The sequence below is a fragment of the Magnetospira sp. QH-2 genome, from assembly GCF_000968135.1.
Lineage (GTDB): Bacteria > Pseudomonadota > Alphaproteobacteria > Rhodospirillales > Magnetospiraceae > Magnetospira.
Genome location: NZ_FO538765.1, coordinates 2,022,029 through 2,044,645 on the forward strand (window position 1 = coordinate 2,022,029; position 22,617 = coordinate 2,044,645).

A 22,617-nucleotide genomic window follows, 5' to 3' on the forward strand; every position below is an offset into this window, starting at 1 on the left:
ATGAAAATCCGCCCCGATTCCAAATTACTCATCGGGACCGCCATCAGTATCGCGGTGGCGGCCACGGTCATCTGGGCCGTGCTCAGCTGGATTACCGGACAACGGGAGTTGAAACAGGAACTGGAGATGGTCGCGAAGCAGGTTGCTCCGCCCATCGATATCCTGTTTGACGAAACCATGACGCACCTGAGCACTCTTTCCAAGATCGAGACTCAGTCCGATCTTTATGCTTATGGCGGCAGACCGGACCGATTGGCCGGTTATAGCCCGGAGGTGGTCCTGGGTATCTATACTCCCATGGGGCGCCACCTATTGAGTTCGGCACCGCTTTTCGATCAAGCCCCCACGCCCCTGCTTGAGGCTTTCCAATCCGCCTCCAAAAGCAAAAACGACGTCTTGCAACAGATTGCAGCCTGGAATGGCAAGACCTATGTCGCCGTGGTCCGCCCCCAGGTCACCGAGGATGGAACCGTGGAGCGGTTCCAGGTCTACAGCTTTTCCAGCGACCGGCTACGGGGCTGGATTCGCAACCTGGACCTAGGCCCCCACATCGTGGCCCGTATCCTGACTCCCAACGGCAATGCTTTGCTGCAAGAGCCCGATAGAGCAACGCTCAACCCAAGAATTGAAGTCAGCCACGGCCTCAACAATTTCCATCTGCGTCTGACCTTTACCGCCGATGAAGCGGGGCTATGGGATTTTTGGGTCCGTCACAAGCTTTCGGAGTTGGTTCCGATGGCCCTGGTCATCCTGATCGCGGGCAGCGTGATCTTTTTCATGATCAAGCTCTATGGCCGTGAGTTCCGGCACCAGCAGGAAGCCACGGCCCTGCGCCAATCCCACATGGCGCAGCGGGAACAAGATCGCCAAAGGTTGGTGGACGCGGTGGACAGCCTGTCGGAAGGGTTCGCCCTCTGGGACGCGGACGACCGGCTGGTGCTGGGCAATACCCCGCTCGACCACTATTTTCCCAGCGAAGTGGTTGGAAATGCCGTCGGACAGACATTTGAAGAGCTGTACGGCAAAATTATCGACAGCGGTTATATCCCCTCCGCCCGCCCTGACCCGGAAGGATGGCTGCGCAACCGGGTCCGCGGCCACCGTAATCCCAGCGGATCCTACGAGGTGCGCCTGAGCAATGGCCGCTGGGTCCGCATTACCGAGCGGCGCACGCGCGAAGGCGGCATTGCCGCCACCTACATGGATATCACTTTGGAAAAAGTGGCCGCCGAGCGTATTCGTAAAGAAAAGGAAACCGCGGAAACTTATCTGGCAATCGCCGGAACCATAATCCTGGCCCTTGATGCCTTGGGTCGCGTCACCCTGATCAACCGCAAGGGCTGCGAGATCCTGGGGCGTCCGGAAATTGAAATCGTCGGCCAGAATTGGTGGGATTTGGCGCTGCCGACAGCGGAACGGACGCGGGTATGGGAGATGTTCAGTTCCGTCATGGCCCGGGAAATCGATCTGCCCGACTATTTCGAGAACGAGATCGTTACCAAGAATGGCGAACGGCGGCTGGTTGCCTGGCATAATGCGATTATTCCCGATAAGGAAGGGCGGCCTGCGGGAACCCTGAGTTCCGGCGAGGACATCAGCGATCGCAAAAAGACCGAAGTGGCCCTGCGCAATGCCATGCAGGCGGCGGAACTGGCCAACCGGGCGAAAACCGAGTTCCTGGCCACCATGAGCCACGAACTGCGCACACCGCTTAATTCGATCATCGGCTTTTCCGATATCCTGTCCAACGAGATGTTCGGCCCCCTCGGTCAGCCCGATTACCGGCAGTACGCCACCGATATTAACGAGTCCGGCAAGCATCTGCTGGACCTGATCAATGACATTCTCGATATCGCCCGCATCGAATCCGGCGGCATGGTGCTGCGCGAGGGGGATATCGACGTGCAAAGGCTCCTGCAAAGTGCCTTGCGCATGGTTCAAGAGCGCGCTCAACAAGCCGGTTTGACCCTTGAAAAGGTTGATGTCCTGCCAACCCCGGCGCCGATCCTGCACGGCGATGAGCGGCGTATCAAGCAGGTGTTGATCAATCTGTTGTTCAATTCCATCAAGTTCACTCCCGTCGGCGGCACCATTACCCTGGCCACCGGCCTGGATCGGGAAAGCCGCTTTTACTTCCGCGTCACCGATACCGGGATCGGCATTGCCGCCGAGGACCTGGACCGGGTGCTCTCACCGTTTGGTCAGGCCGACAGCTCCTTTAGCCGTCAATATGAAGGGGCCGGATTGGGGTTGCCGCTGAGCCGGAATCTTGTCGAATTGCATGATGGCACCTTGGTGCTCGACAGCTCCCCCGGCGAAGGCACCTCGGTCTCGCTGCGGTTTCCCGCCGCCAGAACCACATTCCTGCCTGCTCCCGAGTAATCCAACGGACAAGACCGCCCTTGACTTCCTGTTTGGCCCCATATAGAACAAATAAAGAACATATGGAGCCCTCCTTTGGATCGTCAAGCGACCCTCGTTCAACTGCGCAGCCGCCTCCGGGCGCTGGAGAGCACCCTCCCGGCAAATCGGGATGACCTGGTGTCTCTGGGGCACCCGGCTCTGGACGATGCCTTGCCCTGGCAGGGTCTGCCACGTCGCGGACTGCATGAGATCGGCGGTCTTGCCGCCCCCGGATTTGCCATTGCCCTGCTGGTTCGCCTGTTACGCGGAGAGCCGGAACGCATGGCTTTTTGGTGCCGTCCCGGCCGTGACCTCCATGCTCAAGGCCTTCTGGCTCTGGGCCTGGATCCGGAACGGCTGGTGCTGGTGCAGGGCGAACGGGACCAGGATCTGCTCTGGGCCATGGAGGAAGGATTGCGTGGCGGGCTGCCGGTGGCGGTGCTAGGCGAAGTGGCCGAGGTCCCTCCCCTGGCCGGACGACGGCTGCAATTGGCCGCCGAGAAAGGCGGGCTTCCAGCCCTGTTGCTGCGCCCTGCCGCCCGTCGGCGCCCGCCGGTTACCGCAGCGCTGACCCGCTGGCGAATTGACCCGGCCCCCTCTTTCAACCGGGATCGCTGGCGTCCCTGCTGGCGGGTCTCGCTGCAACGCTGCCGAGGCAACGAAGGACAAGGACAATGGACTGTGGAGTGGAAATATGAAACGGGTGATTTCTCTTTGGCTGCCCCTGTTCGCGACCGAACGCCTGCGGCGGCGCCAGCCATCGTCTGAGTCTTCGTCTGAGTCTCCCTTGGCGGTGACCCGGGTCGAACGGGGCATGCCACGCATTGCCGCCGCCGACCCGATGGCCCAACGGGCCGGATTGACCCCCGGCATGCCCCTGGCCGATGCCCGGGCCTTGGCGCCAACGCTCCGCACCGTAAACGACGATCACCAAGGATTGCGGCGGGATCTGGAACGCCTGGCCGATTGGGCCCGGTGCTATACCCCTTGGGTTTCCCTGGACGACAGCGCGCCCGATGGGAATTGCGTTCCCCATGGTCTATGGCTGGATGTGGGCGGCTCGGCCCATCTGTTCGGCGGTGAACAGGCTTTGCTTGAGGACCTGCGGAAGCGGCTCGCCGGATTCGGCCTGACCGCCCGCCTGGGACTGGCCGAGACCCCTGGCGCCGCCTGGGCCGCCGCCCGCTTCGGCGCGACGTCCCTGACTCTCGTCACCACGGGCAGGCTCCGCGCTTTCCTGGCCCCCCTGCCCCTGGCCGCCCTGCGATTGCCGCCCGCAACCTTGGACGCTCTGGAACGGATGGGTCCCCGGCGGATTGAGGATCTGTTGACCCTGCCCAGGGCCCCGCTGACCCGACGGTTCGGCGACCTGCCGGGACGGCGCCTGGATCAGGCTCTCGGCGGCCTTGGTGACCCCATCTCCCCTCGTGCCGAAGTCGAGCCGCCGCGCGTCCGCCGGAGCTTCGTCGAACCCATTGGCCGCGCCGAGGATGTGGAAGCCGCCCTCAGCGCCTTACTGGCAGAACTCTGCGAACGACTGGCAAAGGAGGATCAAGGGGTCCGCAAACTGATCTTCCGCCTGTACCGGGTCGATGGCAGCGCCCTGTCGGTGACCATTGGGACCCGGCAACCGGTTCGCGATCCGGAGCCTCTGTTCCGGCTGTTTCGTGACACGGGCAAGCTGGATGGCCTGGATAGCGGCTTCGGTATCGAGGCCGTCACCCTGGATGCCGAGCTCACCGATCCCCTGAACGCCCAACAGACCGATCACCAGGATCGTGCCGACACCCGCCGTGACGGAGGCTTGGCACATTTGCTGGACCGCCTGACCCTGCGCCTCGGCCCCGGTCGGGTGGTCCGCCTGTCCCCCTACCCCAGCCATTGGCCGGAACGAGCCAGCCGCGCCGTCGCCCCCCACCTTTCCCGCCGCAAGGAGAACGCCATGCCCCACTCTTCATCCGCCGCCCGTCGCGTTGCCGGTCTGCCCGGTCATGCCCCTCTGCCGCCCCGCCCTCTGCATTTGCTGCCACAGCCGGAGCCCATCGAGGCGGTGGCCTCCCTGCCCGATGATCCGCCCGCCTTGATCCGTCGCCGGGGCCGCATCCATCGCATCGCCCGCACCGAAGGACCCGAGCGCATCGCGCCGGAATGGTGGCGCCGTGATAGCCTGGACCACCCGGCCGCCGGGTTGGCTCGCCGCACCCGTGATTATTACCGCGTCGAGGATCAAGAGGGCCGCCGGTTCTGGGTCTACCGCGAAGGCCTGATGCGTCCCGGCGTGCCGCCCAAATGGTACCTGCATGGGGAATTTCAGTGAATTAACGCCTCAGGGCCCGCCGATGAATGGACATTTCGTGGGCCTGGGCCTGCTGGTCACTATTCAGGCGTTCGACCAAGGACCGGCGAAGGTCCTGGTAGCCCCGAACCCCGGCCCCGGCCAGGTCGGTCCACATCAGCGCCCGGACCAATTGCTCCGGCGCCGCTTCTCCCTGGCTCAACAGGTACCCAAGGCGCAACGCCGCACGGTCGATGCCCCCGTCGTAGGCCGCTTCATACCAGGTCAAGGCGGCGGCCACATCCCGGGCCACCCCCGCTCCGGTTTCCAGCATGACGGCGTAATTAAAGGCCGATCGGGCATCTCCGCCGCCGGCCGCGCGCCCGGTCCACTGGGCAACCTTGGCCGGATTCGCCGGGATGGTGCCCGCGCCGCCATACAAGGCAATGAGCCGATGTAACGCCGGAGCGTAGCCTTGCTTCGCTGATTCCTCATACCAATAAAGGGCCGCTTCCATGTCCGGCGCGCCTTGGACCCCTTGTTCGATACGGACTCCATACAGGAACTGAATTTTCGGATCGCCCGCCTTGGCCGCCTGTTCATACCAGCCACCGATCTCCCCAGGACCACCCGGCGGTGGCGGCACTTGAGCCGTGGCGAGGCCGCCCCAGATCAGAATGGCCCCCATGGCGATAACCCAGACTCGCAGCCTCAAAATCAGGCCTCCGACGCGGCAAAAAATACGACTTACAGCGTTAATGTAGCAAGGATATCGGGGAAACACAAAACACCGGCCAGGCGGCAAATTTTACCCAGCTCTTTCCTCCGGCGGCAAGGATGACCCGGACGGAGCCCGGCCCTTATTCCTCGCCGTAGACCTGCACCAGGGTCCCGCCGTCAGGCACCGGTTCCGGGGTCATCACGTAATATCCGGCAGGCTTGGGGGCTTGCGGTTCCGGGGCCTCGACGGGATCCGGCACGTCGTAGCGACTCGGGTGAGCGCCGTAATAGTTCACCAAGCGCTTGGAATCCCGATGATTTGGCTCTCGATGACAGGTGATCTCGCCAAGGGATTGGTAGCAGTAGACGGGTTCGTAATCGGCCACCCCTTCCTCGTAGGCATCCACATAGCTACAGCCACCCAATGCCGCCGCGAGGGAAATCATGATCCAACGGTTCGCCTGTTTCATCTCGGCCTCCTTCTTTTTGCCCTGCTTCCCTTGCAAGGCAGAGGCCAGATGGAAATGGCTACAAGCACTCTTGGAAGCGAATGGCCGAACCGACAGGATCGCCGATGGTCTGCCCATCGCGCATGACCACATTACCGCGCACCAAGGTGACCTCGGGCCAGCCGGTGACTTTCATGCCATCGAAGGGCGTCCAGCCGCAGCGCGAGGCGATCCATTGGTTGGTGATGGTGCGCTGGGCCTTCAGATTGACAATGGTCAGGTCGGCATCGTAGCCCAGGGCAATACGCCCCTTGCCCGCCACCCCATAAATGCGGGCCGGACCGGCGCTGGTCAGATCGACGAACCGTTGCAGACTCAGCCGACCGGCATTCACATGATCAAGCAGGATCGGTACCAGAGTCTGTACACCGGGCATGCCGGACGGGCTGGCCGGATAATCCTGTGCCTTTTCCTCCGAGGTATGGGGCGCATGGTCGGAACCGATGCAGTCCACCACGCCCTGCTCCAGCGCTTTCCACAGGGCCAGACGATGGCTCTCCTCGCGGATCGGCGGGTTCATCTGAGCCAGGGAACCCAGCCGTTCATAGGCCTCCGGCGCGCTCAGGGTCAGGTGCTGAGGCGTTACTTCCACCGTCGCCAGATCCTTGAAATCGGGCAACAGGGCCATTTCATCGGCGGTGGTGATATGCAGCACATGCACCCGCCGTCCGGTGCCTCGGGCCAGTTTCAACAGTCGTTCCGTGGCCAACCGGGCGGTTTCCGCATCCCGCCATACCGGGTGCATGGATACCGAAGCGCCGCCTTCCACCCGCGAGAATCGCTCGCGCAGGCGGGGCTCGTCCTCGCAATGGACCGCGACCCGGCGGGTACCGTTGGCCAAGACCTGGGCCAGGGATGCATCGTCTTCCACCAGCAACGTGCCTGTGGAAGAGCCCATGAAGACCTTGACCCCGGAACAGGAGGGCAAACGCTCCAGCTCCGCCAGTTTCTCCGTATTGTCGCCCGCCGCACCAATAAAAAAGGCCATGTCGCACCAGGCCCTGTCCTTGGCTCGACGCGCCTTGTCGGCCAAGGCCTCGGCAGTGGTGGTATTGGGCTTGGTGTTGGGCATCTCCATCACCGCCGTCACACCTCCCAGCACGGCGGCCAGGGTGCCGGTGGCGAAGTCTTCCTTGTGCTCCAGGCCGGGCTCGCGCATATGCACCTGGGAATCGATGACCCCCGGCAACACATGCAGACCGCTCACATCGAAGCGCGAGACCGCCTGTTCCGCGCCAAGGTCGCCGATTGCAGCGATACGGCCATAACGAATGCCGATATCGGCAGCGGCTTCCCCACCCGGCAGCATGCAGCTGCCGCCGTGCAGGATCAGATCAAATGGCTGGGTCATTCTTTCTCCGGATCGTCGGCGGCTTCGGTGCGGCGCACCAAGTCCTGTATGGAGGCCATCAGGGATTCCATGTCGGCCAGTTCGGCGAGGCCATCCATCTCGATGGGTTCCAAGGGCTCGCCCACATCATCCTCGCCGCTTCCGGGCGAGGCGGAAATCTCAACCTCCGGATCCAAAAGACCCTCGTCCTCGGCGGCCGCGCCAATGGCCTCGAAGCCCGCCACAACGGCCTGCCCATCATCTTTATTTGTTTGATTAAGAATATCGTCTAATTCATTTATATCGATAGAATCAGAGTCATCTTCCTCGGGCAGATCATCGTCATCCAACAGAACCGCATCATCCACGTCAACCATCATGGAGGCATCCAGATCAAGCACATCGTCGGCACCCACATCGGGTTCAGGCGCCATGATTTCCGGCTCGATGACGTCAATCGGCTCCGGCTCCACATCCCCCGTTTCCGGTTCGTCGATCAGCAGATCATCTTGCGGATCTTCGTCCAAATCATCCATGAGGATCTCATCGGACATGGGCTCATCGGACATGGGCTCATCGGGCTGCGCTGTTGGAGCCGCCTCTTCCCGCGCCACCATCTCAGCCTTGGCTGCCACGGAGGCCGCCGCGGCGCTGGCATCGGAGAGACTCTCGAACAGATTTTCGCTGTCATCGTCCAGTTCATCGTCGGAGAATAACAAGCTCTGGGCCGCCACCTCGGCGGCCTCGTTGTCGCGAACCAGCGGCGCATAGGCCATGTCGTCTTTGAGGATATGCTGGATCAGCCAGGTGCGCAGAAACTCGTACATAAGTTCCAGATCGACCGTTTCCGGCTGAATATCGAACTGATCCTTCAGGGAATGGACGATTTCCTTCATATCGTCGTGGGTCTTCAGGTGGGTGGCCGTCTCACTGTATTCCACCGCCTCCATGATCCGCTGTTCGCGCTCGAAGTGATAATCCGTGTATTCCACCAAGGCATTGAGCACGCTGCCCATGACCTCTTCGCGCTCCAGAGGGCTATCGCTCTCCTTGACCTCATGGAGTTCGTTGATCAGGTCAAGCATCACACGATGATCGTTATCCACCGGTTCCAGGCCGACGCTCATATCATCGGTCCATTGGATACGGCCGCTGTCGGTGGCCAATACCGCTTCTTCAGCCGAGGGCGTATCGCTTTCCGGCTCGTCGTCAAGCAGCAGGTCTTCGCTATCCCCGTCGGACAGACCGTCGGCTTCCGGGACATCATCGATCAACAGCTCATCGTCGACGAGACCCTGGTCATCGTCATCGGTGCCCATCAGGTGATGCCCCAGGCCCGGCTCGTTATCCTCTGAATCCGGCGCCACCGGTTCCCGATCCTCGATTCCCTCGTCTCCGCAATCGAACAACATGCTGCCCAGGTCCAAATCTTCTTCTTCGGACTCCGGCAGGTCTTCAACGAGCGGCATAGCATCTTCCGAGACGGGCTCGGCGATTACTGATGTCGGTTCCGGATCCAGGGAGTCATCCTCGAACCAGTCGGAGCCATCCTCCGTTTCGGCTTCCACTGCACGGATCGGCGCGGAAGCATCGGTCTCGGCGGTCAGATAGGGCACCCAGTCCGGATCTTCGGTACGAATATGGCGATCTATCCAATCGGCCAGCAAATCCAAAAGGTCTCGGGGGTCCCCCTCTTCGTCTTGATGGCGGCGCATCTGGTTAAGCAGGCTCTCATGACGAAGCCTATGAGCTTCCAGGCCCGGATAGTTGCCGTAATCGAGCAATCCTTCTTCGCGGGCAAAGTTGTAGATGCCATCGTCGATCATTTCGCCGACCAGCATCCGGAAGCCGTCCAGATCTCCGTTGGTGGCCAGATCATCCAGGCGTGCCGCCTGATCCACCAGCACCCGATGGCCTTCATCAACCGCTTCCGTGCCCAATACGAGGCCGTCGTCCCATTGGAAGCGCGGCCGCCGAGGGGACGACTCGGCAATCGGCTCATCAGGGGTCGTCTCCGCGGCCTCCAGGGCTTCGGGCAACATCCACCATTCCTGATAAACGTAGGTGTCGCCTTCACGCTCGAAGCCAATCACGCTGACTCCATTGGGATGCAGGGCAATGGTCGCGTTGTGCAAGGGCCGTGCGGCGGGGGTTTCCGGGCTGCTCCAGGCAAAGGTACTCTGATTGTGGGTCTCGAAATAGACACCTCTGCATTCCCGGGGATTCTTTAACGGCTTACCGTTTTCCCTTTGAACGCGGAGCGTGAACAGAAGTTGCGGCATGGAAACGGCTCCCCCTCGACGCGGATGAGGCATGATTGTGCCAGGGGTCTCAGGCGCTTGACAAGCTTTCCCACACATCACCGCCCGACTCTATCCCCAGAACATGGCGTTGATGCCAGAGCGCAAAAAATAACAGGGTCCAAAGGGCCTTGCCCTGACGGGGGTCGGCGGCCTTGAACAGGGCTCGCACATTCCCCGGATCGCAAAGCTGCGCGATGCCCGGCTGCGCGGCAACCGGGTCGGCCAATCGCCCTGCCTCGGCCGCAATCCATTCGCCAACCGGGACGGTAAATCCCCGCTTGGCGGCAAAGGGCTCGCTGCTCGGCAGATGATCCGCCAACCATTGGCGCAGCAGCCATTTACCCCGTCCGTCACGGGCCTTCATACCCGGCGGAAGCCGAAAGGCGAATTCCGCCAAGGCCGGATCGAGAAACGGAACCCGCCCTTCGACCCCATGGGCCATCAGACAGCGATCCAGTTTGATCAACAGATCATTGGGCAACCACCCGGCCACGTCGGCGGCCTGGGCCCGTTGCAGGCAGTCATACTCAGGCGCTCTTTGACGCAGGAGGACTTCGTCTGCGGTCAGGCCGTCCCGCCAGCCCTCAGCTTCATGCAATACATTAAGTTTATCCAGTATACCCGCTCTTCGCATCTTCTTTGCCAATGGCCAGGGGCGGCAGGCAGCCCGATACCGGCCATAGCCGCCAAACAATTCATCGCCCCCCTCGCCGCTCAGGACCACCTTGATCCCGTCGTCCCGGGCGGCGGCGGCCAGCTTGAAAGTGGGCAATATGGCATAGTCGGCCACCGGATCGTCCAGGGCCTCTACGACACGGGGCAGCAGCACCCAGAAATCGTCTTCGCCAAAGGGCACCTCCACGGCTTCGGCCCCGGTGGCCACCACGGCTTTTTTGGCGGAATCACGCTCGTCTCGGGCGTTTGTCCCTGGAAAATAGGCGGTATAGGCCCGCACCGGACGGTCATTGAGCCGCGCCATCATGGCCAGCACCGCCGATGAATCGATGCCACCGGAAAGGAACATCCCATAGGGCACGTCGGAGCGCTGGTGAACCCGCACGGAATCCTCGAACAGGCGATCCAGCTCAGCCAGCAGATCCGCCTTTTCCCGATCCCGGCGAGGTGGCGTCAAAGGCAGGGAATCCCGCTGGTGACGGTCGATCACCCGGCCCTCGCGGATCACCAGCGTCTCGCCGGGCGCCACCCGCTGGATGGTGGTCCAGGGAGTCTGCCGACCGGTGGTGAACTGCAATTGCAGATGCTCGCGCAGCTTGGCCTTATCCAAGGAATCGTTCACCAAGCCAGACGCGATCAACGCCCTGGGCTCTGAGGCAAACAGCAAAGCCTCGCTGGTTTCCGCCACATACAGCGGTTTGATGCCAAAGGGATCGCGACTCAACAGCAACAGATTCTCCGCCGGATCATGCAGGGCGATGGCATACATCCCGCGCAGGTATCGGGCGTAGTCGGTGCCGTGCCGGGCATAAAGGTGCAGCGGAGGCTCGCAATCGGAACGTGTAACGAAAGACACATCGGCCAGGTCTTGACGCAGGTCCGGATCGTTATAGATCTCGCCATTAGCCACCAAAGTCAGGCGTGACTCAGCGGGACCCGGCCCGAACAGCGGTTGATCTCCGGTCTCCAAATCGATGATCGCCAAACGAGTATGGACCAATCCCACAGGGCCGGACAGATGGATCCCGATCCCATCGGGGCCCCGGTGGGCCATGGCACCGCCCATAAGGTCCAAAATGGCGGAATCAGGCGCGGTTCCATCCCGCATCATGATCCCCGCTAGCCCGCACATCAGCCGCACATCCGACGGAAGAAATCCAGGTACCGCGCCACCACGGCCTGTTCGGTGAAATTCTGTTGGTAGGCGACATAGCCCTGCGATGCCAGGTCATAAGCCCGGTCCGGATCCTCCATCAGTCCCCGCAGGGCTCGGGCCATGGCCTCGGCGTCATCCACATCCACCAGCAGGCCGTTCACGCCGTCCTCGATCAGCGCCGCCGGTCCCTGAGACGCGGCGGCGACCACCGGACGTCCCTGGGCCCAGGCCTCCAGTACCACGTTGCCCAACGGCTCGTGGCGCGATGAGCAGACGAACAGGTCCGTGGCGGCGAACAGGGCCGGTATATCCTCGCGCCAGCCCAAGAAGCGCAGACGCGGCAACACCCCCAGGTGTCCAGCCAGGGATTCCAGCTTGCCCCGCTCCGGCCCTTCCCCGGCTATCCACAAATAAGTGCCGGGAACGCGGGCCACGGCCTCTATCAACACGTCAAAGGCCTTGTTTTCGTGCAAGCGCCCCAGACCGAGAATCACCGGGGCATGGTCGGGCGTTGAGAATTCCCTGCGCGGCAAGGGATCCTTGCGGCTGGAATCAACGAAATTGGGTAGATAGTGGGCCCGCTCCTTGGGCCAGCCCTCGCCGATCAGGTAGTCAACGATATCCTGGGTATTGCCCACCAGGTGATCGCAGTGCTGATAGTATTTGAGATTGTAGTAACCGCCCAGGCGCGCCACATGAACGAAGCCGCCGCCATGCACCTTGGGCGGACAGAAGCCGGTGGCCCGGTTCATCCAGGTGAGCACGATATCCGGCTTGAAAGCGTTGATATGGCGGCGGAACTCCAACCGGGTCTTCACGTCCAGCAGGCCGCCGAAGGGCAGCTCACTCACATCCACACCCGCCTCGCGCAGCCGCGCCGCGCGAGCCGGGTGACGACGGATCAGCACCTGCTGCTCCAGGTCGGTTTTTTGCAGCCCTTCCGCCAGACGGACGAAAAACGCCTCGGCGCCGCCCACTTTTGCCCCTGCCATGGCCTGTAGCACGCGCATCAGGGGAGATACTCCTCGAATGCCTCGGCGGCATCGGTCCAGGTCCAGGACCGTTGCAGGCTCAGGGCCGTGTCATGCTGGCTTTGCCAATGGGATTCGTCGGACAGCAGCGCCACGGCGGCGGCGGAAAAGTCAATGTCGCCCTGGGCCACGGTCCCGGTTTCGCCATGACGCACCCGTTCGCCCATGGAGCCCAAGTCCTGCACCACCGCCGGGACGCCCATGGCCTGAGCCTCGCCCACCGCTAGACAGTATGTCTCGTTGAGATCGCCGCGATAGAGCATGCAGCGGGCCTGGCGGAACTCCGCCACCAGCTGGCTCTTGGGCACGGGCCCCCGCAGGACCACGCCTCGGTCCCTCAGCGCTTCCGCCTGATCCAATACCCGCTTCATGGCCTCGGCCTTGGCATCGCCCACCGCGCCATAGGTGGCCGCTCCGGCGAACACATGAAGTTCGGCGCCCGGGACCTTGGGCTGAATGTCCCGTTCCCAGCGCTCCAAGATCCAGTCCAAGGAGCGAAGCGGATTGGAAGTGAACACGGCACGTGGCACGGGTGTGCCCTGCCCGGGCTCGGCGGTGCGGAACTCGTCGGGCGTGCCATAGGGGATCACCCGCCGCCCGCCGTCCGGCACCCAATCCGGGCAGGTGGTGGCATGATATTCGCCGATGAACACGATCACTGGCCTACGCGCCCAGAGCTTACGCAGATAGCGCCATTTCAGCAGATATTGCGCCGGATTGTGGATCCAGAATAGGCAGCGCCCGGCCTTGGGCAGCAGCGGAATCAGTTTGTCGCCGCGATTGGCGATATAGAGATCAGCACATTCGGGCAGGCCCCGGTCGATGGGCGCCCAGTCCACCCCGTTGTGAACGATCGGCGCGGCACATTTGTTGCGCACCAGCACCTCATGCCCGCGCGCCGCCAGGGTCTCGCAAAGATTGACCACCGAGGACTCCACCCCGCCCAGAGGCTTCTTGTCCGGCGTGGTGCCATCGAATTCGATGCCGTCATCGGCAAATACGATGCGGGCCAATCAATGATCCTCCAACTTGGCCTTCAAGTGAGCGAGCAAAGGATAAAGCCCCGCAAACAGGGCGATAATCAGCCCGTAGCCCCCTTCCTTATAGCCTTTCCGTCGGACGTAGCACTTGAAAAAGCGCGAAAACAGGCGTCGAACGTTGTTGGCCGTGGAGCCGATATCGCCACTATCGCGCAAGTCCTTGGCCCGCGCCGTGGCATAGGCATCCAGACGGCGGACCATGTCGGAAATATCCCGATCCACGTAATGACGCAGACGCTGCTTTAGCATCGCCCCCCGGCGCCCGGACCATGTGAGGCTCGGATGCACCCGTTGCATACCCCAGCGTTTCACCCCGCGCTTGAACAGCCCCGGATAGGCGGCCTTGCCGTAGGAGGCGCCCCAACCCCAGCGTACCAGACGATCGCCAATGTAGTTATCCACCAGGATCTCATGCCAATCGGCCTGGGTGGTGCCGATCACCTGGCGGATTTCCGCGGCCAAGGCCTTGGGGACATGCTCGTCGGCATCCACCTCCAGAACCCAGTCGCTACGGCAGGCGTTGATCCCGGCATTGCGCCGTCCGCCCTCCAAGTCCCAGGCCCCTTCGACAAAGCGGTGGGTATAGACCGCGGCGATCTCGCGGGTCCGGTCGGTACATTTATCCAGGACCACGACGATCTCGTCGGCGAAATCCAGCCGCTCCAGGCAGGCAGCGATGCGTGCCTCCTCGTTATGGACCACCACAAGGGCCGACAGGGTCACCGGGTTACCCGTCATGACAAACCTTTTCCCATAATTTCTTCGCCGCCTCCTCGACCAAGTCCACGCTCAGCGGCCCCATGAGGCTGCCGGTGTTGCGATGGTCGAAATTCTCTGGGAACATGGCGTCCCAGGCCATCGGCGGCCGCACATAGGCGCAATGGTCGCCCCAGGGGAAATAATGGTACTCCGGGGTTGGCCCGAACAGGCCCAGGGTCGGGATTTTGGCCGCCGAGGCCAGATGCATCAACCCGGAATCGTTGCCCACATAGAAGGTACAGCGGGTCATGCAGGCCGCCACCCCCAACAGATCCAACCGTCCGATCAGGTCGATACGCCGATCTTCGGGAATCGCCTCGATCAGATGCAGCACCGAGACCCGCTCGTGGTCGGCGCCGAACAGGGCCACCCGGGCGCCAGGCCACAGACCGCTCTCGCCGGTCAACCGCTCGACCAATTCGATGAACCGCTCCGGCGGCCAGGTCTTGGCGATCCAGTTGGCGGTTGGCCCCAGGGCCAGAACCGGTGTCCCGCTGGGAATCAAGGACTTAGCCAAAGTCTTGTGATCGCGAGAGAGCCAACAGGTCGGCGGCTCGGGTCTATCGAGATGCATCACCCGAGCAAGCTGCACCAAGCGGTGATCGTCACTCTTGTCGCGGCCAATGCGGAAGGTCTTGCGGGTCGGCAGCCCATAGGTCAGCGGTGCATTGCGCAGATCCACCAACACATTCCAGAATTGCCCCACGGTGAGTCCCCAAAGGCGCAGCCAATGCAGCGAGAAAGCCATCTTGTCCAACACGATCAGCCGCTCAAGGCCGGGCACCGCCTCGAACAAGGACGCCGCCGCCGGACCACAGGCCACCGTGACCCTGGCCCCCGGATTTTCGCGGATCAGCCGGTCCAGCAATCCGGTGGACAGGATCGCATCGCCAACCCGGGTGGAGGTAACAAACAGGATTTTCACAAGCCTCTCTCCGCCCCCTATCGCCAGGCTATTTCGAATTCAGCAGCCACTTCGTCCCAGTCGGGTTTGCGCTGTTTCTCAAGCGCCTGGGCATGCAGGGAATCATAGGTCGACCCACCGGAGAGAAGATCCAGAGTCAGATTGGCAAAGGCCTCGTCGTCGGGAACCATGTAAGCGGTCTCGCCATTGCGCACCCGCTCCGCCGTCGCCGCCCCGGCAAAAGTCACCGCCGGACAGCCACAAGCCTGAGATTCGGCCAAGGTCCAGGGAAAGATCTCATCATCGGCGCGGGGATAGAGGTGCGCCCGAGCGGACCGGTAAGCTTCTGCCATCTCGGCCTCGGTTCCAGGCAGAACCACTTCAACGTTTTGAATGCGGGCTCGCTTTACCTGTGCCAGAATGCCAGCAAGATTGGATGGCACCACTCCCCCCTCCAAGGCCTTGAACAGGGAAGCCGAATAGACCTTCAGTCGCGCTTCGGATCGACGGGTTTGAATTTTTTCACACCACACTTCAAGAATACGATCCAAACCCCTCAAAGGATGAGATGTTACAACGGCCGTTGGTCCGGTTGCGATACCTTTTGCATCGGCTAGGAACGGCGCCGACAGACCCGGGGCGACGATGGATTTTTGCAGCTCCATGCGGCTCTCGAAGGTGGCCAGATGGGCCCTGCCGAGAAATACGAGCTTAGGCTTATGACGGTCCAGGATCGCCTTGGTCCGTGGCTTGGTTAGGAACCCCGCTGACTGTGCCAGCCATAGCACCTTGTTATAAACATCGGGCATCTCGTCGAGCAGCCCCGGGCGACGAAAGGCAATCAACAAGTCAGCCATCGGCGGTCGCGGCAGGTCCCAGGGAACCCAGGTCACATCCTCGATCTGGCTGGTGTCTTCGGTGCGGGTAATGGCGGTCACGTCATGGCCGCGCCGGGCCAGCGCCGCCGCCAGACTGGCAAAGGCACGCTCGGCGCCACCCAAGGGGCGTTCCGCCGGAGAGGCACCGTCAAAGGGCACGGAATCGTCGATCATGGTGATCAGCATGAAGCCCTTATACGAGGCCGATCCCCTCTTGCCAACCGGCGCCGACGGGCCCACCTTTGGCTCAGCAGATATTGAATGACCCATCGAAGGAGCATACCGGCATGGCCGAAGACCTCTATGTGCCGTTGGAATCCCGAGGCCTGCTGCGCTTGACCGGCGGCGACCGCGTGAGTTTTCTGCAAGGACTGGTGTCCAATGACGTGGCTCAGGCCTCGCCCGACAAAGCCCTGCACACCGCCTTCCTTACCGCCCAGGGAAAATACCTGCATGACTTTTTCATTGCCGTGGATGGCGATGCTTTGATGCTGGACGTTGAAAAAGACCGCCTGCCGGACCTGATGAAGCGGCTGAAAATGTACAAGCTCAAGTCAGATATAACTTTGACGGACGCCAGCGACGACTACCGAATCGCCGCCGTGATCGGCGAGAAAGTGGCGGAAACCCTTGGTTTGTCCGGGGACTCCGGATCGGCAAAAGCCATTGGCAACGGCGTGGTCTTTATGGATCCGCGCTTGGCCCGGGCCGGAGCCCGCGCCATCCTGCCCAAGGATGATGGCGCCGCCCCCCTGACCGCGGTCGGGTTCCATGCAGGCTCGCAAGCGGATTACGACCGGACGCGCATCGCCCTGGGCCTGCCCGATGGCAGCCGTGACCAGACCGTCGACAAGGCGATCTTGTTGGAGAACGGATACGATGAGATGGGCAGCATTGCCTGGGACAAGGGTTGTTATCTGGGCCAGGAACTGACCGCCCGCACCCGCTATCGCGGATTGGTGAAAAAGCGCTTGGTACCGGTGGAAATCGATGGGCCCCTACCGGAACCGGGCACCGCTGTTACCAACGGTGACAAGGAAGTCGGCGAGATCCGCAGTGGCCAGGACGGGGTCGCCCTCGCCCTGATGCGACTGGAAGCCATGGAAAGCACCGAGGGACTGACCGCTGGCGAGGCGGCCGTCACCCCGCGCAAACCAGACTGGGCGACGTTCTGAGCCCCGACAACACCTTTCCGCCGCCGGACGGGCGGCTCTTGCAGCCGGTGGTCGCCGCCTACCGGTCGCGGATCCGCGACTACGGGGCGACCCCGCCGGGGGTTGTCTGGCGATCCGAAGACCGGCAGACCGACCGCTTCATGGTCTTGCTGGACATGATCCCCGAGAGCGACCGACTGCGCGACCTGAGTCTCAACGACCTGGGCTGTGGCTATGGCGCCTTGCTTGAATATGCCCGACGGGACACGGATCTGCGCATCGCCCGCTATCAAGGCTACGACGCCTGTCCGGAGATGATTCAAGCAGCAGGGCAGACTCTGGGCGATGATGAGGGAATCCACCTGGAAGTCGCCAGCGAAGCGACCCGGGAAGCCGACTATTCGGTTGTTTCCGGCACTTTCAACCTGAAGATCTATGCCCGTGAAAAGGATTGGGAGGCCTATGTCAAACAAAGCCTCATGGCGCTGTGGAAGAAATCCCGTCGCGGCATGGCCTTCAATCTTCTTAGCAAACCCTTTGGCCATACGGACGGCACCCTTTATCTGGCCGATCCGGGAAACTATCTGGAGTTCTGCCTGCGCCACATGTCGGGCAACGTGGTCCTGCGGCATGACTACATGCCCGACGACTTTACCATCTGGGTGATGCGAACGCTTTGAAATAGAACCCTAAAATTAGAAAAGACGAACCGCGAGGTCCGCCTTTTCATATTGTGGTTCTGCCATGCCGACCCTTCAAACCCTGACGAGGTTCCCCCCTCTCACGGAAATCGGGCGGGGCGACCACTTTCCTCCCCTACCTTGGGCCCCAGCGCGAAAGATTATTTCGCGAAAGGACGAATATACTAGTCCTTCTTGCGTCCTTGGTCACGAAGATTTTACAACGGTCGTCGTAAAAACCAGTTTTTGTGGCATTATGAACATCCTATTGGCACGAACTCCCCGGGAGACCACCATGATAGCCCGCACGATCCTTATGTTCACCATCATAGGCTTCACCACACCGGCCATGGCGCAGGCCACATTGCAAGTCACCAAACGAGACTGCCAACGTCTGATTCGGCACTCTCCCTCCGCCGATGTGGCCTATAAGCCGGGCGTGGACGTACGCGGCAAGAGAGTCGCTCCTGCGGATATGCACGGCGGTTCGCCCATCAAGCTCCCCAAGGAAATCACCATCCCCATCACTGTCGATCTGGCCGAACGCTATGGCTTTGACGACAAGGGCATGAGCGCGTCGAGCACCATGGGCAAGGTGACGGTCAAGGGTGGGCAGGCCTATTGGAACGGCAAACCGCTCAATGGCGGCGATCAGGCAGGAATCGAAGCGGCCTGCAAGCAGGCTGGTTATTGATTCCACGCGCCAATTCGGTGGATTTTCGAACCCTTTGGCCTTATCCTGCCTCCCATTGGGGAATCTCCTGTCACCGGAGGTTATAAGAAGCTTTTCGGAGGGTTGGCCGGACCATGTCTCGGCAGCGCATCTATCATGCCCTGGGCCTGCATTTGCATCAGCCCCCCGGCAATTTCGATATCATTCGCTCCGGCGCGCCCGACGAAGCGCGCCGTATTCTGGCCGCCTACGCCCGGATCGGACGGTTCGCCGCCAAATATACCGGCGCCACCATGCTCAATGTCTCGGTCTCCGGCACCTTGCTGGAACAACTGGGCGACCCGGCCCTGACCGATGCCGCCGGGGTCGGAGATTCGCCTCCCGATATTCTCAGCATGTGGAAACGGGCAACCAATATCGAATGGCTGGGATGTGGCCACTATCATCCGGCTTTTCCGCTGATCCCCAAAAGCCATTGGGCCGATCAGCTACGCCGCGAGCGCGAGACCTTCGAAACCGTCCTGGGTAAGGCGCCCAAGGGATTCATGCCGCCGCATCGGGCCATCGTGGAAGAAATGATCCCGGCACTGGCGGAGGCCGGATACGATTACGCCGTGGTACCGGTGGAGCTTCTGGCCCGGGCCGAAGATGGCGAGCCGGTGGATCCCTTTTCCCCCTGCATGATCACCGTTGGCAAGACCAGCCTGCCGTTGTTCCCCACCGATGCCGCCCTATGCGCCATGCAGACCAACGGCCAAACGCCCTTTGAGCTGGCCGATACCCTCACAGACCGCGCCATTCATGGTGAGCCCCCGCGTCTCGCGACCACTTGGTCGGATGGCGAGAATGGCCCCTGGTTCCGCCGCGACGGCGATGAAGACGGCTTTTTCGGCGATTTCTATGGTCTCTATGCCGAATACTGCGAACATGGCGAATACCCTTCCCGGTCGGTCAAGCTATCGCGCATCCTGGAAGACTACCCACCGCTTCAGGAAGTGGTGCTGCGGCCGGGCACCCATTTGGTGGACACCACCAAGGGGCCCGACTTCACCTCCTGCGACCCGGACCTGCGCCCGGATCTTCAGCGCTTGTTCCGTCTGGCCGGCATCCCCTCGGAGCGAGCCACCCTGGAACTGCTTTTACAGGCCGAAGGCACCGACTGCATGCTGGGCGAGGATATTTGGCGCCGCCGTATGGGGCAGCTCCTGGACCAGGCCGAACCTCAACGCGCGCCGGTTCCGTCGGCCCCCCAACCGCCCCCCAAAGCCAAGCCTGCCCGGCGCAAAGCCTCGGCAAAATCGCCAGCCAAACCGGCGACTTCGTCCAAGCCCAAAGCCACGGGCAAGCGGCAATGAGCGGAGACCAGGCATCCGGCGGCCAGCCCCGCGCCACAGGACAGAAAAAGCCTTTCACGGCGGCGGAACTGCGCAGAATCAGCGACCGGATCAACGATCATTTCCCTCCCCCAGACAGAGAAAGCCGCCTGACTCTGCTTGATGTGGACCCGCGGCGTATCCATGCCTATTGGACCATCACCCCCGACGACCTGCCGATTGTTTCAGCGGACTCCCCGGCGTCCGGTGCCATGGTCCTGCGGCTCTATGACGTTTCCGCCGCCGATCAACGCCAAGGCCCACCCTCGGCCCCCTTCGACATGGAAGTCCAAGGTCTTAAGGGCAGTTTCTATGTGGATCTCTGGCAGGAAGGCCGCAGCTATGTGGCCGAGTTGGGTCTGAGAAATAAGGATGATTCATTTCGGCGCCTGGCCCGCTCCAACCTGGTGGACCTGCCAAGTACTGAACGGGCGCCGGAATTACCCGAAGAGCGCATCGCCATCGAATTTCCGACCACTGGCCCGATATTCGAGGAGTCACCGCCCCCCTCTTTTGCGGATGCGGATGACCTGTTCGAGGACCTGTATCAGGACGACACCTGGGACTCTTCGTCGCTCGAATTGCCCGAAGAAGAACAGGCTTTTCCAGAAATTCTCGATGGATTCAATTCAGACACCCCGGACTCCACTCCCTTGCCGATCCCATCCAGTTCAGTATCGTCCACACCGCCGATGACCGACGACGAGAGCGATGACAGCTTTCCGGAAATCGACGACGAGACCCTGGTCACCGAATCCATTCATACCATGGTCGAGGAATCCCGCATCCTGGCAGCCATGGGCGGCGATCCTTGGGGCGAGGTCCCGGTGCCGGCAGAGAGCCGCCATCAGCCCGCCTCCGCCGACGCGCCGCCTGCTCCCGAAAGCGCTCCGTCACCGGTTCAGTCCTCCTCTGACACGGTCCCGATTCATTCCAGCTATGTGCTGGCCGGATCGGAGGACTGCCTGGAAATCCACGCCGAACTGCATATCTTCGGCCGGACCAAGCCCGGCCACAATCTGACCCTGCAAGGAGAGCCGGTACCGGTTCGCCCCGATGGCAGCTTCAGCCTCCGCCGTCCGCTGCCCGCCGGAGCCGTGGTGCTGCCGCTGGTTGTCACCGATGAGAACGGCAACGACACATGACTGCTGCTACACCCTCATATGGCTCCCTGTGCCTGGTGCTGCATGCGCATCTGCCCTATGTGCGGCACCCCGAGCACGAATCCTTTTTCGAGGAAATGTGGCTGTTTGAAGCGGTCACCGAATGTTACCTGCCACTGATTCAGATGCTCGAACGGTTGGAGGCAGACCGGTTGCCGGTGCGGCTGACCCTGTCCTTGTCACCGACCCTGATCACCATGCTGCGGGATCCGGTGCTGCAAGGCCGCTATCGCGCCCATCTGGACAAGATGTGTCTTTTGGCCGAGCGGGAAATGGAACGTACCGCCGCCGATCCCCGGTATCACCCCCTGGCCATGCTCTATCGGGACCGGCTTTTACAGGCGCGGGAAACTTACGAAACCCGCTACGCCCATGACTTGCTGGCCGCCTTCGGCGGGTTTCAAGAACGCGGATCGCTGGAGATCATCACCTCCGCCGCCACCCATGGCTATTTGCCGCTCTTACGCACCGAAGTCCAGTCGGTCCGAGCCCAGTTACAGGTTGGACAGCAGGTTTACCAATCCACCTTCGGCCATCCTTCGCCCGGGGTCTGGCTGCCGGAATGTGCCTATTACGAGGGTCTGGAGAAACAGGTCGAAGACGCCGGATTCGGATACTTTTTCCTAGATAGCCATGGCATTGAGCGCGGTCGGCCCCACCCGGTTCGCGGCGTTGCGGCCCCCGTTGCCTGCCCCAACGGCATCGCCGCTTTCGGGCGCGATCCGGAGTCCTCCCGTCAAGTCTGGAGCCGCGACGAGGGATACCCCGGCGACATATGGTACCGCGACTTTTACCGCGATATCGGGTTCGACTTGGATTTCGACGAGATTCGCCCGTTCCTTTTGGACAGCAAGACCCGCATCCATACCGGGTTCAAATACCACCGCATCACCGGCCCAGGGGACCAAAAGGAACCCTATGATCCGAACATCGCCCAGGAGCGGGTCGCCACTCACGCCGAACACTTCGTTACCGAGCGGCGAAATCAGGTGGTGCGTCTGGGTCCTTCCGATGGCCCCAAGCCGATCATGGTCGCGCCCTATGACGCGGAATTATTTGGCCATTGGTGGTTCGAAGGCCCACAGTGGCTTGAATCGGTCCTGCGCCTCGCCGCCCAAGGAGATGGGCCGGTCACGCTGGCGACCCCCGGCGACTACCTGGCCGACAATTCGCAACTGCAAAAAGCCATGCCCTCGGCTTCCAGCTGGGGTGACAAGGGCCACAACGAATTCTGGCTAAACCCGGGCAACGATTGGATCTATCCGCACCTGCATGGCGCCGCCCAGGCCATGCGCGACCTGGTGCATCGTCATGGCGGAGCAGACGTGGGCAGCCCTGAGTATCGCGCCCTGCAACAAGCCGCCCGATCGTTGCTGCTCGCCCAGGCCTCCGATTGGGCTTTCATCATGAAGGCCGGAACTTCGGTAGACTATGCGCTCAACCGAACCCGCGACCACCTGGCTCGTTTTCAATACCTGGAAAAAGCCCTGGACGACGGCGACATCGATGAACGGCGCCTGCAAGCGCTGGAGTTCATGGACAACATCTTCCCGGACATCGATCCGGGTCTCTTTGCCTGAAAGACGGAGCA

Annotated in this window: 19 protein-coding genes; 9 read left to right on the top strand and 10 right to left on the bottom strand. The window is 61.9% G+C overall.

What is annotated here, in order from left to right:
- The 3 genes from MGMAQ_RS19540 to MGMAQ_RS09585 all read left to right on the top strand — a co-directional run bounded on the left by MGMAQ_RS19540 (position 1) and on the right by MGMAQ_RS09585 (position 4,720).
- A complete protein-coding gene (locus tag MGMAQ_RS19540; RefSeq protein WP_052716281.1) occupies positions 1-2,382 on the top strand; it encodes a PAS domain-containing sensor histidine kinase in 2,382 nt (793 codons plus the stop codon).
- 75 nt (positions 2,383-2,457) lie between these two features.
- Positions 2,458-3,171: an ImuA family protein gene (locus MGMAQ_RS09580; RefSeq protein ID WP_052716282.1), complete on the top strand. Its 714-nt coding sequence runs from the start codon at positions 2,458-2,460 to the stop codon at positions 3,169-3,171.
- Positions 3,098-4,720: a DNA polymerase Y family protein gene (locus MGMAQ_RS09585; RefSeq protein WP_082085360.1), complete on the top strand. Its 1,623-nt coding sequence runs from the start codon at positions 3,098-3,100 to the stop codon at positions 4,718-4,720. Before MGMAQ_RS09580 ends, MGMAQ_RS09585 begins: the two co-directional genes overlap by 74 nt.
- 1 nt (position 4,721) lies before the next feature.
- Here the strand turns inward: MGMAQ_RS09585 and MGMAQ_RS09590 are convergent, their stop codons facing one another.
- From MGMAQ_RS09590 to MGMAQ_RS09635, 10 genes are all read right to left on the bottom strand, one after another.
- Positions 4,722-5,393, bottom strand: coding sequence for a tetratricopeptide repeat protein (locus MGMAQ_RS09590; protein WP_148560913.1), 672 nt, complete (start codon positions 5,391-5,393; stop codon positions 4,722-4,724).
- 145 nt (positions 5,394-5,538) lie between these two features.
- Positions 5,539-5,868 carry a hypothetical protein gene (locus MGMAQ_RS09595; protein ID WP_046021370.1) on the bottom strand — a complete coding sequence of 110 codons (330 nt, stop codon included), beginning with the start codon at positions 5,866-5,868 and terminating at the stop codon, positions 5,539-5,541.
- Between the two features lie 58 nt (positions 5,869-5,926).
- Positions 5,927-7,258 carry a dihydroorotase gene (locus tag MGMAQ_RS09600; RefSeq protein ID WP_046021371.1) on the bottom strand — a complete coding sequence of 444 codons (1,332 nt, stop codon included), beginning with the start codon at positions 7,256-7,258 and terminating at the stop codon, positions 5,927-5,929.
- Positions 7,255-9,519: a bacteriohemerythrin gene (locus tag MGMAQ_RS19545; protein ID WP_052716284.1), complete on the bottom strand. Its 2,265-nt coding sequence runs from the start codon at positions 9,517-9,519 to the stop codon at positions 7,255-7,257. Before MGMAQ_RS19545 ends, MGMAQ_RS09600 begins: the two co-directional genes overlap by 4 nt.
- A gap of 49 nt (positions 9,520-9,568) precedes the next feature.
- On the bottom strand, positions 9,569-11,347 hold the full coding sequence (asnB, locus tag MGMAQ_RS09610) for an asparagine synthase (glutamine-hydrolyzing) (protein ID WP_046021372.1): 1,779 nt from the start codon (positions 11,345-11,347) through the stop codon (positions 9,569-9,571).
- Positions 11,347-12,381, bottom strand: a complete 1,035-nt coding sequence (locus MGMAQ_RS09615) for a glycosyltransferase (RefSeq protein WP_046021373.1) — start codon at positions 12,379-12,381, stop codon at positions 11,347-11,349. Before MGMAQ_RS09615 ends, asnB begins: the two co-directional genes overlap by 1 nt.
- Positions 12,381-13,415 (bottom strand): glycosyltransferase, encoded by a 1,035-nt coding sequence (locus tag MGMAQ_RS09620; protein ID WP_046021374.1) that lies wholly within the window; start codon positions 13,413-13,415, stop codon positions 12,381-12,383. The genes MGMAQ_RS09615 and MGMAQ_RS09620 overlap by 1 nt, the downstream gene beginning before the upstream one ends.
- Complete coding sequence (locus tag MGMAQ_RS09625; RefSeq protein ID WP_046021375.1) at positions 13,416-14,180, bottom strand: glycosyltransferase family 2 protein; 765 nt, start codon at positions 14,178-14,180, stop codon at positions 13,416-13,418.
- Positions 14,170-15,126 (bottom strand): glycosyltransferase family 9 protein, encoded by a 957-nt coding sequence (locus MGMAQ_RS09630; RefSeq protein WP_046021376.1) that lies wholly within the window; start codon positions 15,124-15,126, stop codon positions 14,170-14,172. Before MGMAQ_RS09630 ends, MGMAQ_RS09625 begins: the two co-directional genes overlap by 11 nt.
- A gap of 17 nt (positions 15,127-15,143) precedes the next feature.
- The gene (locus MGMAQ_RS09635; protein ID WP_052716286.1) at positions 15,144-16,169 is read right to left on the bottom strand and encodes a glycosyltransferase; all 1,026 of its coding nucleotides are present in this window, start codon (positions 16,167-16,169) and stop codon (positions 15,144-15,146) included.
- Positions 16,170-16,270: 101 nt separating this feature from the next.
- On the opposite strand from MGMAQ_RS09635, the gene MGMAQ_RS09640 reads away from it, so the two are divergent.
- From MGMAQ_RS09640 to MGMAQ_RS09665, 6 genes are all read left to right on the top strand, one after another.
- Positions 16,271-17,158 (top strand): folate-binding protein YgfZ, encoded by an 888-nt coding sequence (locus MGMAQ_RS09640; protein WP_046021377.1) that lies wholly within the window; start codon positions 16,271-16,273, stop codon positions 17,156-17,158.
- A gap of 38 nt (positions 17,159-17,196) precedes the next feature.
- On the top strand, positions 17,197-17,817 hold the full coding sequence (locus tag MGMAQ_RS09645; protein ID WP_052716287.1) for a class I SAM-dependent methyltransferase: 621 nt from the start codon (positions 17,197-17,199) through the stop codon (positions 17,815-17,817).
- A 295-nt stretch (positions 17,818-18,112) separates the two neighbouring features.
- Positions 18,113-18,511 (top strand): hypothetical protein, encoded by a 399-nt coding sequence (locus MGMAQ_RS09650; protein WP_148560914.1) that lies wholly within the window; start codon positions 18,113-18,115, stop codon positions 18,509-18,511.
- A gap of 113 nt (positions 18,512-18,624) precedes the next feature.
- Positions 18,625-19,845 carry a hypothetical protein gene (locus MGMAQ_RS19550; RefSeq protein WP_052716289.1) on the top strand — a complete coding sequence of 407 codons (1,221 nt, stop codon included), beginning with the start codon at positions 18,625-18,627 and terminating at the stop codon, positions 19,843-19,845.
- Positions 19,842-21,008 carry a DUF4912 domain-containing protein gene (locus MGMAQ_RS09660; protein ID WP_052716290.1) on the top strand — a complete coding sequence of 389 codons (1,167 nt, stop codon included), beginning with the start codon at positions 19,842-19,844 and terminating at the stop codon, positions 21,006-21,008. The genes MGMAQ_RS19550 and MGMAQ_RS09660 overlap by 4 nt, the downstream gene beginning before the upstream one ends.
- Positions 21,005-22,606 (top strand): glycoside hydrolase family 57 protein, encoded by a 1,602-nt coding sequence (locus MGMAQ_RS09665; RefSeq protein WP_046021379.1) that lies wholly within the window; start codon positions 21,005-21,007, stop codon positions 22,604-22,606. The genes MGMAQ_RS09660 and MGMAQ_RS09665 overlap by 4 nt, the downstream gene beginning before the upstream one ends.
- The last annotated feature ends 11 nt before the right edge of the window (positions 22,607-22,617 follow it).

What these genes read in the sequence shown, in the direction of transcription:
- MGMAQ_RS09585 (WP_082085360.1), top strand. Translation starts at nt 3,098, where the DNA reads ATGAAACGGGTGATTTCTCTTTGGCTGCCCCTGTTCGCGACCGAACGC.
- MGMAQ_RS09625 (WP_046021375.1), bottom strand. Translation starts at nt 14,180, where the DNA reads ATGACGGGTAACCCGGTGACCCTGTCGGCCCTTGTGGTGGTCCATAAC.
- MGMAQ_RS09665 (WP_046021379.1), top strand. Translation starts at nt 21,005, where the DNA reads ATGACTGCTGCTACACCCTCATATGGCTCCCTGTGCCTGGTGCTGCAT.
- MGMAQ_RS09640 (WP_046021377.1), top strand. Translation starts at nt 16,271, where the DNA reads ATGGCCGAAGACCTCTATGTGCCGTTGGAATCCCGAGGCCTGCTGCGC.
- MGMAQ_RS09600 (WP_046021371.1), bottom strand. Translation starts at nt 7,258, where the DNA reads ATGACCCAGCCATTTGATCTGATCCTGCACGGCGGCAGCTGCATGCTG.
- MGMAQ_RS09615 (WP_046021373.1), bottom strand. Translation starts at nt 12,381, where the DNA reads ATGCGCGTGCTACAGGCCATGGCAGGGGCAAAAGTGGGCGGCGCCGAG.
- MGMAQ_RS19545 (WP_052716284.1), bottom strand. Translation starts at nt 9,519, where the DNA reads ATGCCGCAACTTCTGTTCACGCTCCGCGTTCAAAGGGAAAACGGTAAG.
- asnB (WP_046021372.1), bottom strand. Translation starts at nt 11,347, where the DNA reads ATGTGCGGGCTAGCGGGGATCATGATGCGGGATGGAACCGCGCCTGAT.
- MGMAQ_RS19540 (WP_052716281.1), top strand. Translation starts at nt 1, where the DNA reads ATGAAAATCCGCCCCGATTCCAAATTACTCATCGGGACCGCCATCAGT.
- MGMAQ_RS09650 (WP_148560914.1), top strand. Translation starts at nt 18,113, where the DNA reads ATGATAGCCCGCACGATCCTTATGTTCACCATCATAGGCTTCACCACA.
- MGMAQ_RS19550 (WP_052716289.1), top strand. Translation starts at nt 18,625, where the DNA reads ATGTCTCGGCAGCGCATCTATCATGCCCTGGGCCTGCATTTGCATCAG.
- MGMAQ_RS09635 (WP_052716286.1), bottom strand. Translation starts at nt 16,169, where the DNA reads ATGCTGATCACCATGATCGACGATTCCGTGCCCTTTGACGGTGCCTCT.
- MGMAQ_RS09595 (WP_046021370.1), bottom strand. Translation starts at nt 5,868, where the DNA reads ATGAAACAGGCGAACCGTTGGATCATGATTTCCCTCGCGGCGGCATTG.
- MGMAQ_RS09660 (WP_052716290.1), top strand. Translation starts at nt 19,842, where the DNA reads ATGAGCGGAGACCAGGCATCCGGCGGCCAGCCCCGCGCCACAGGACAG.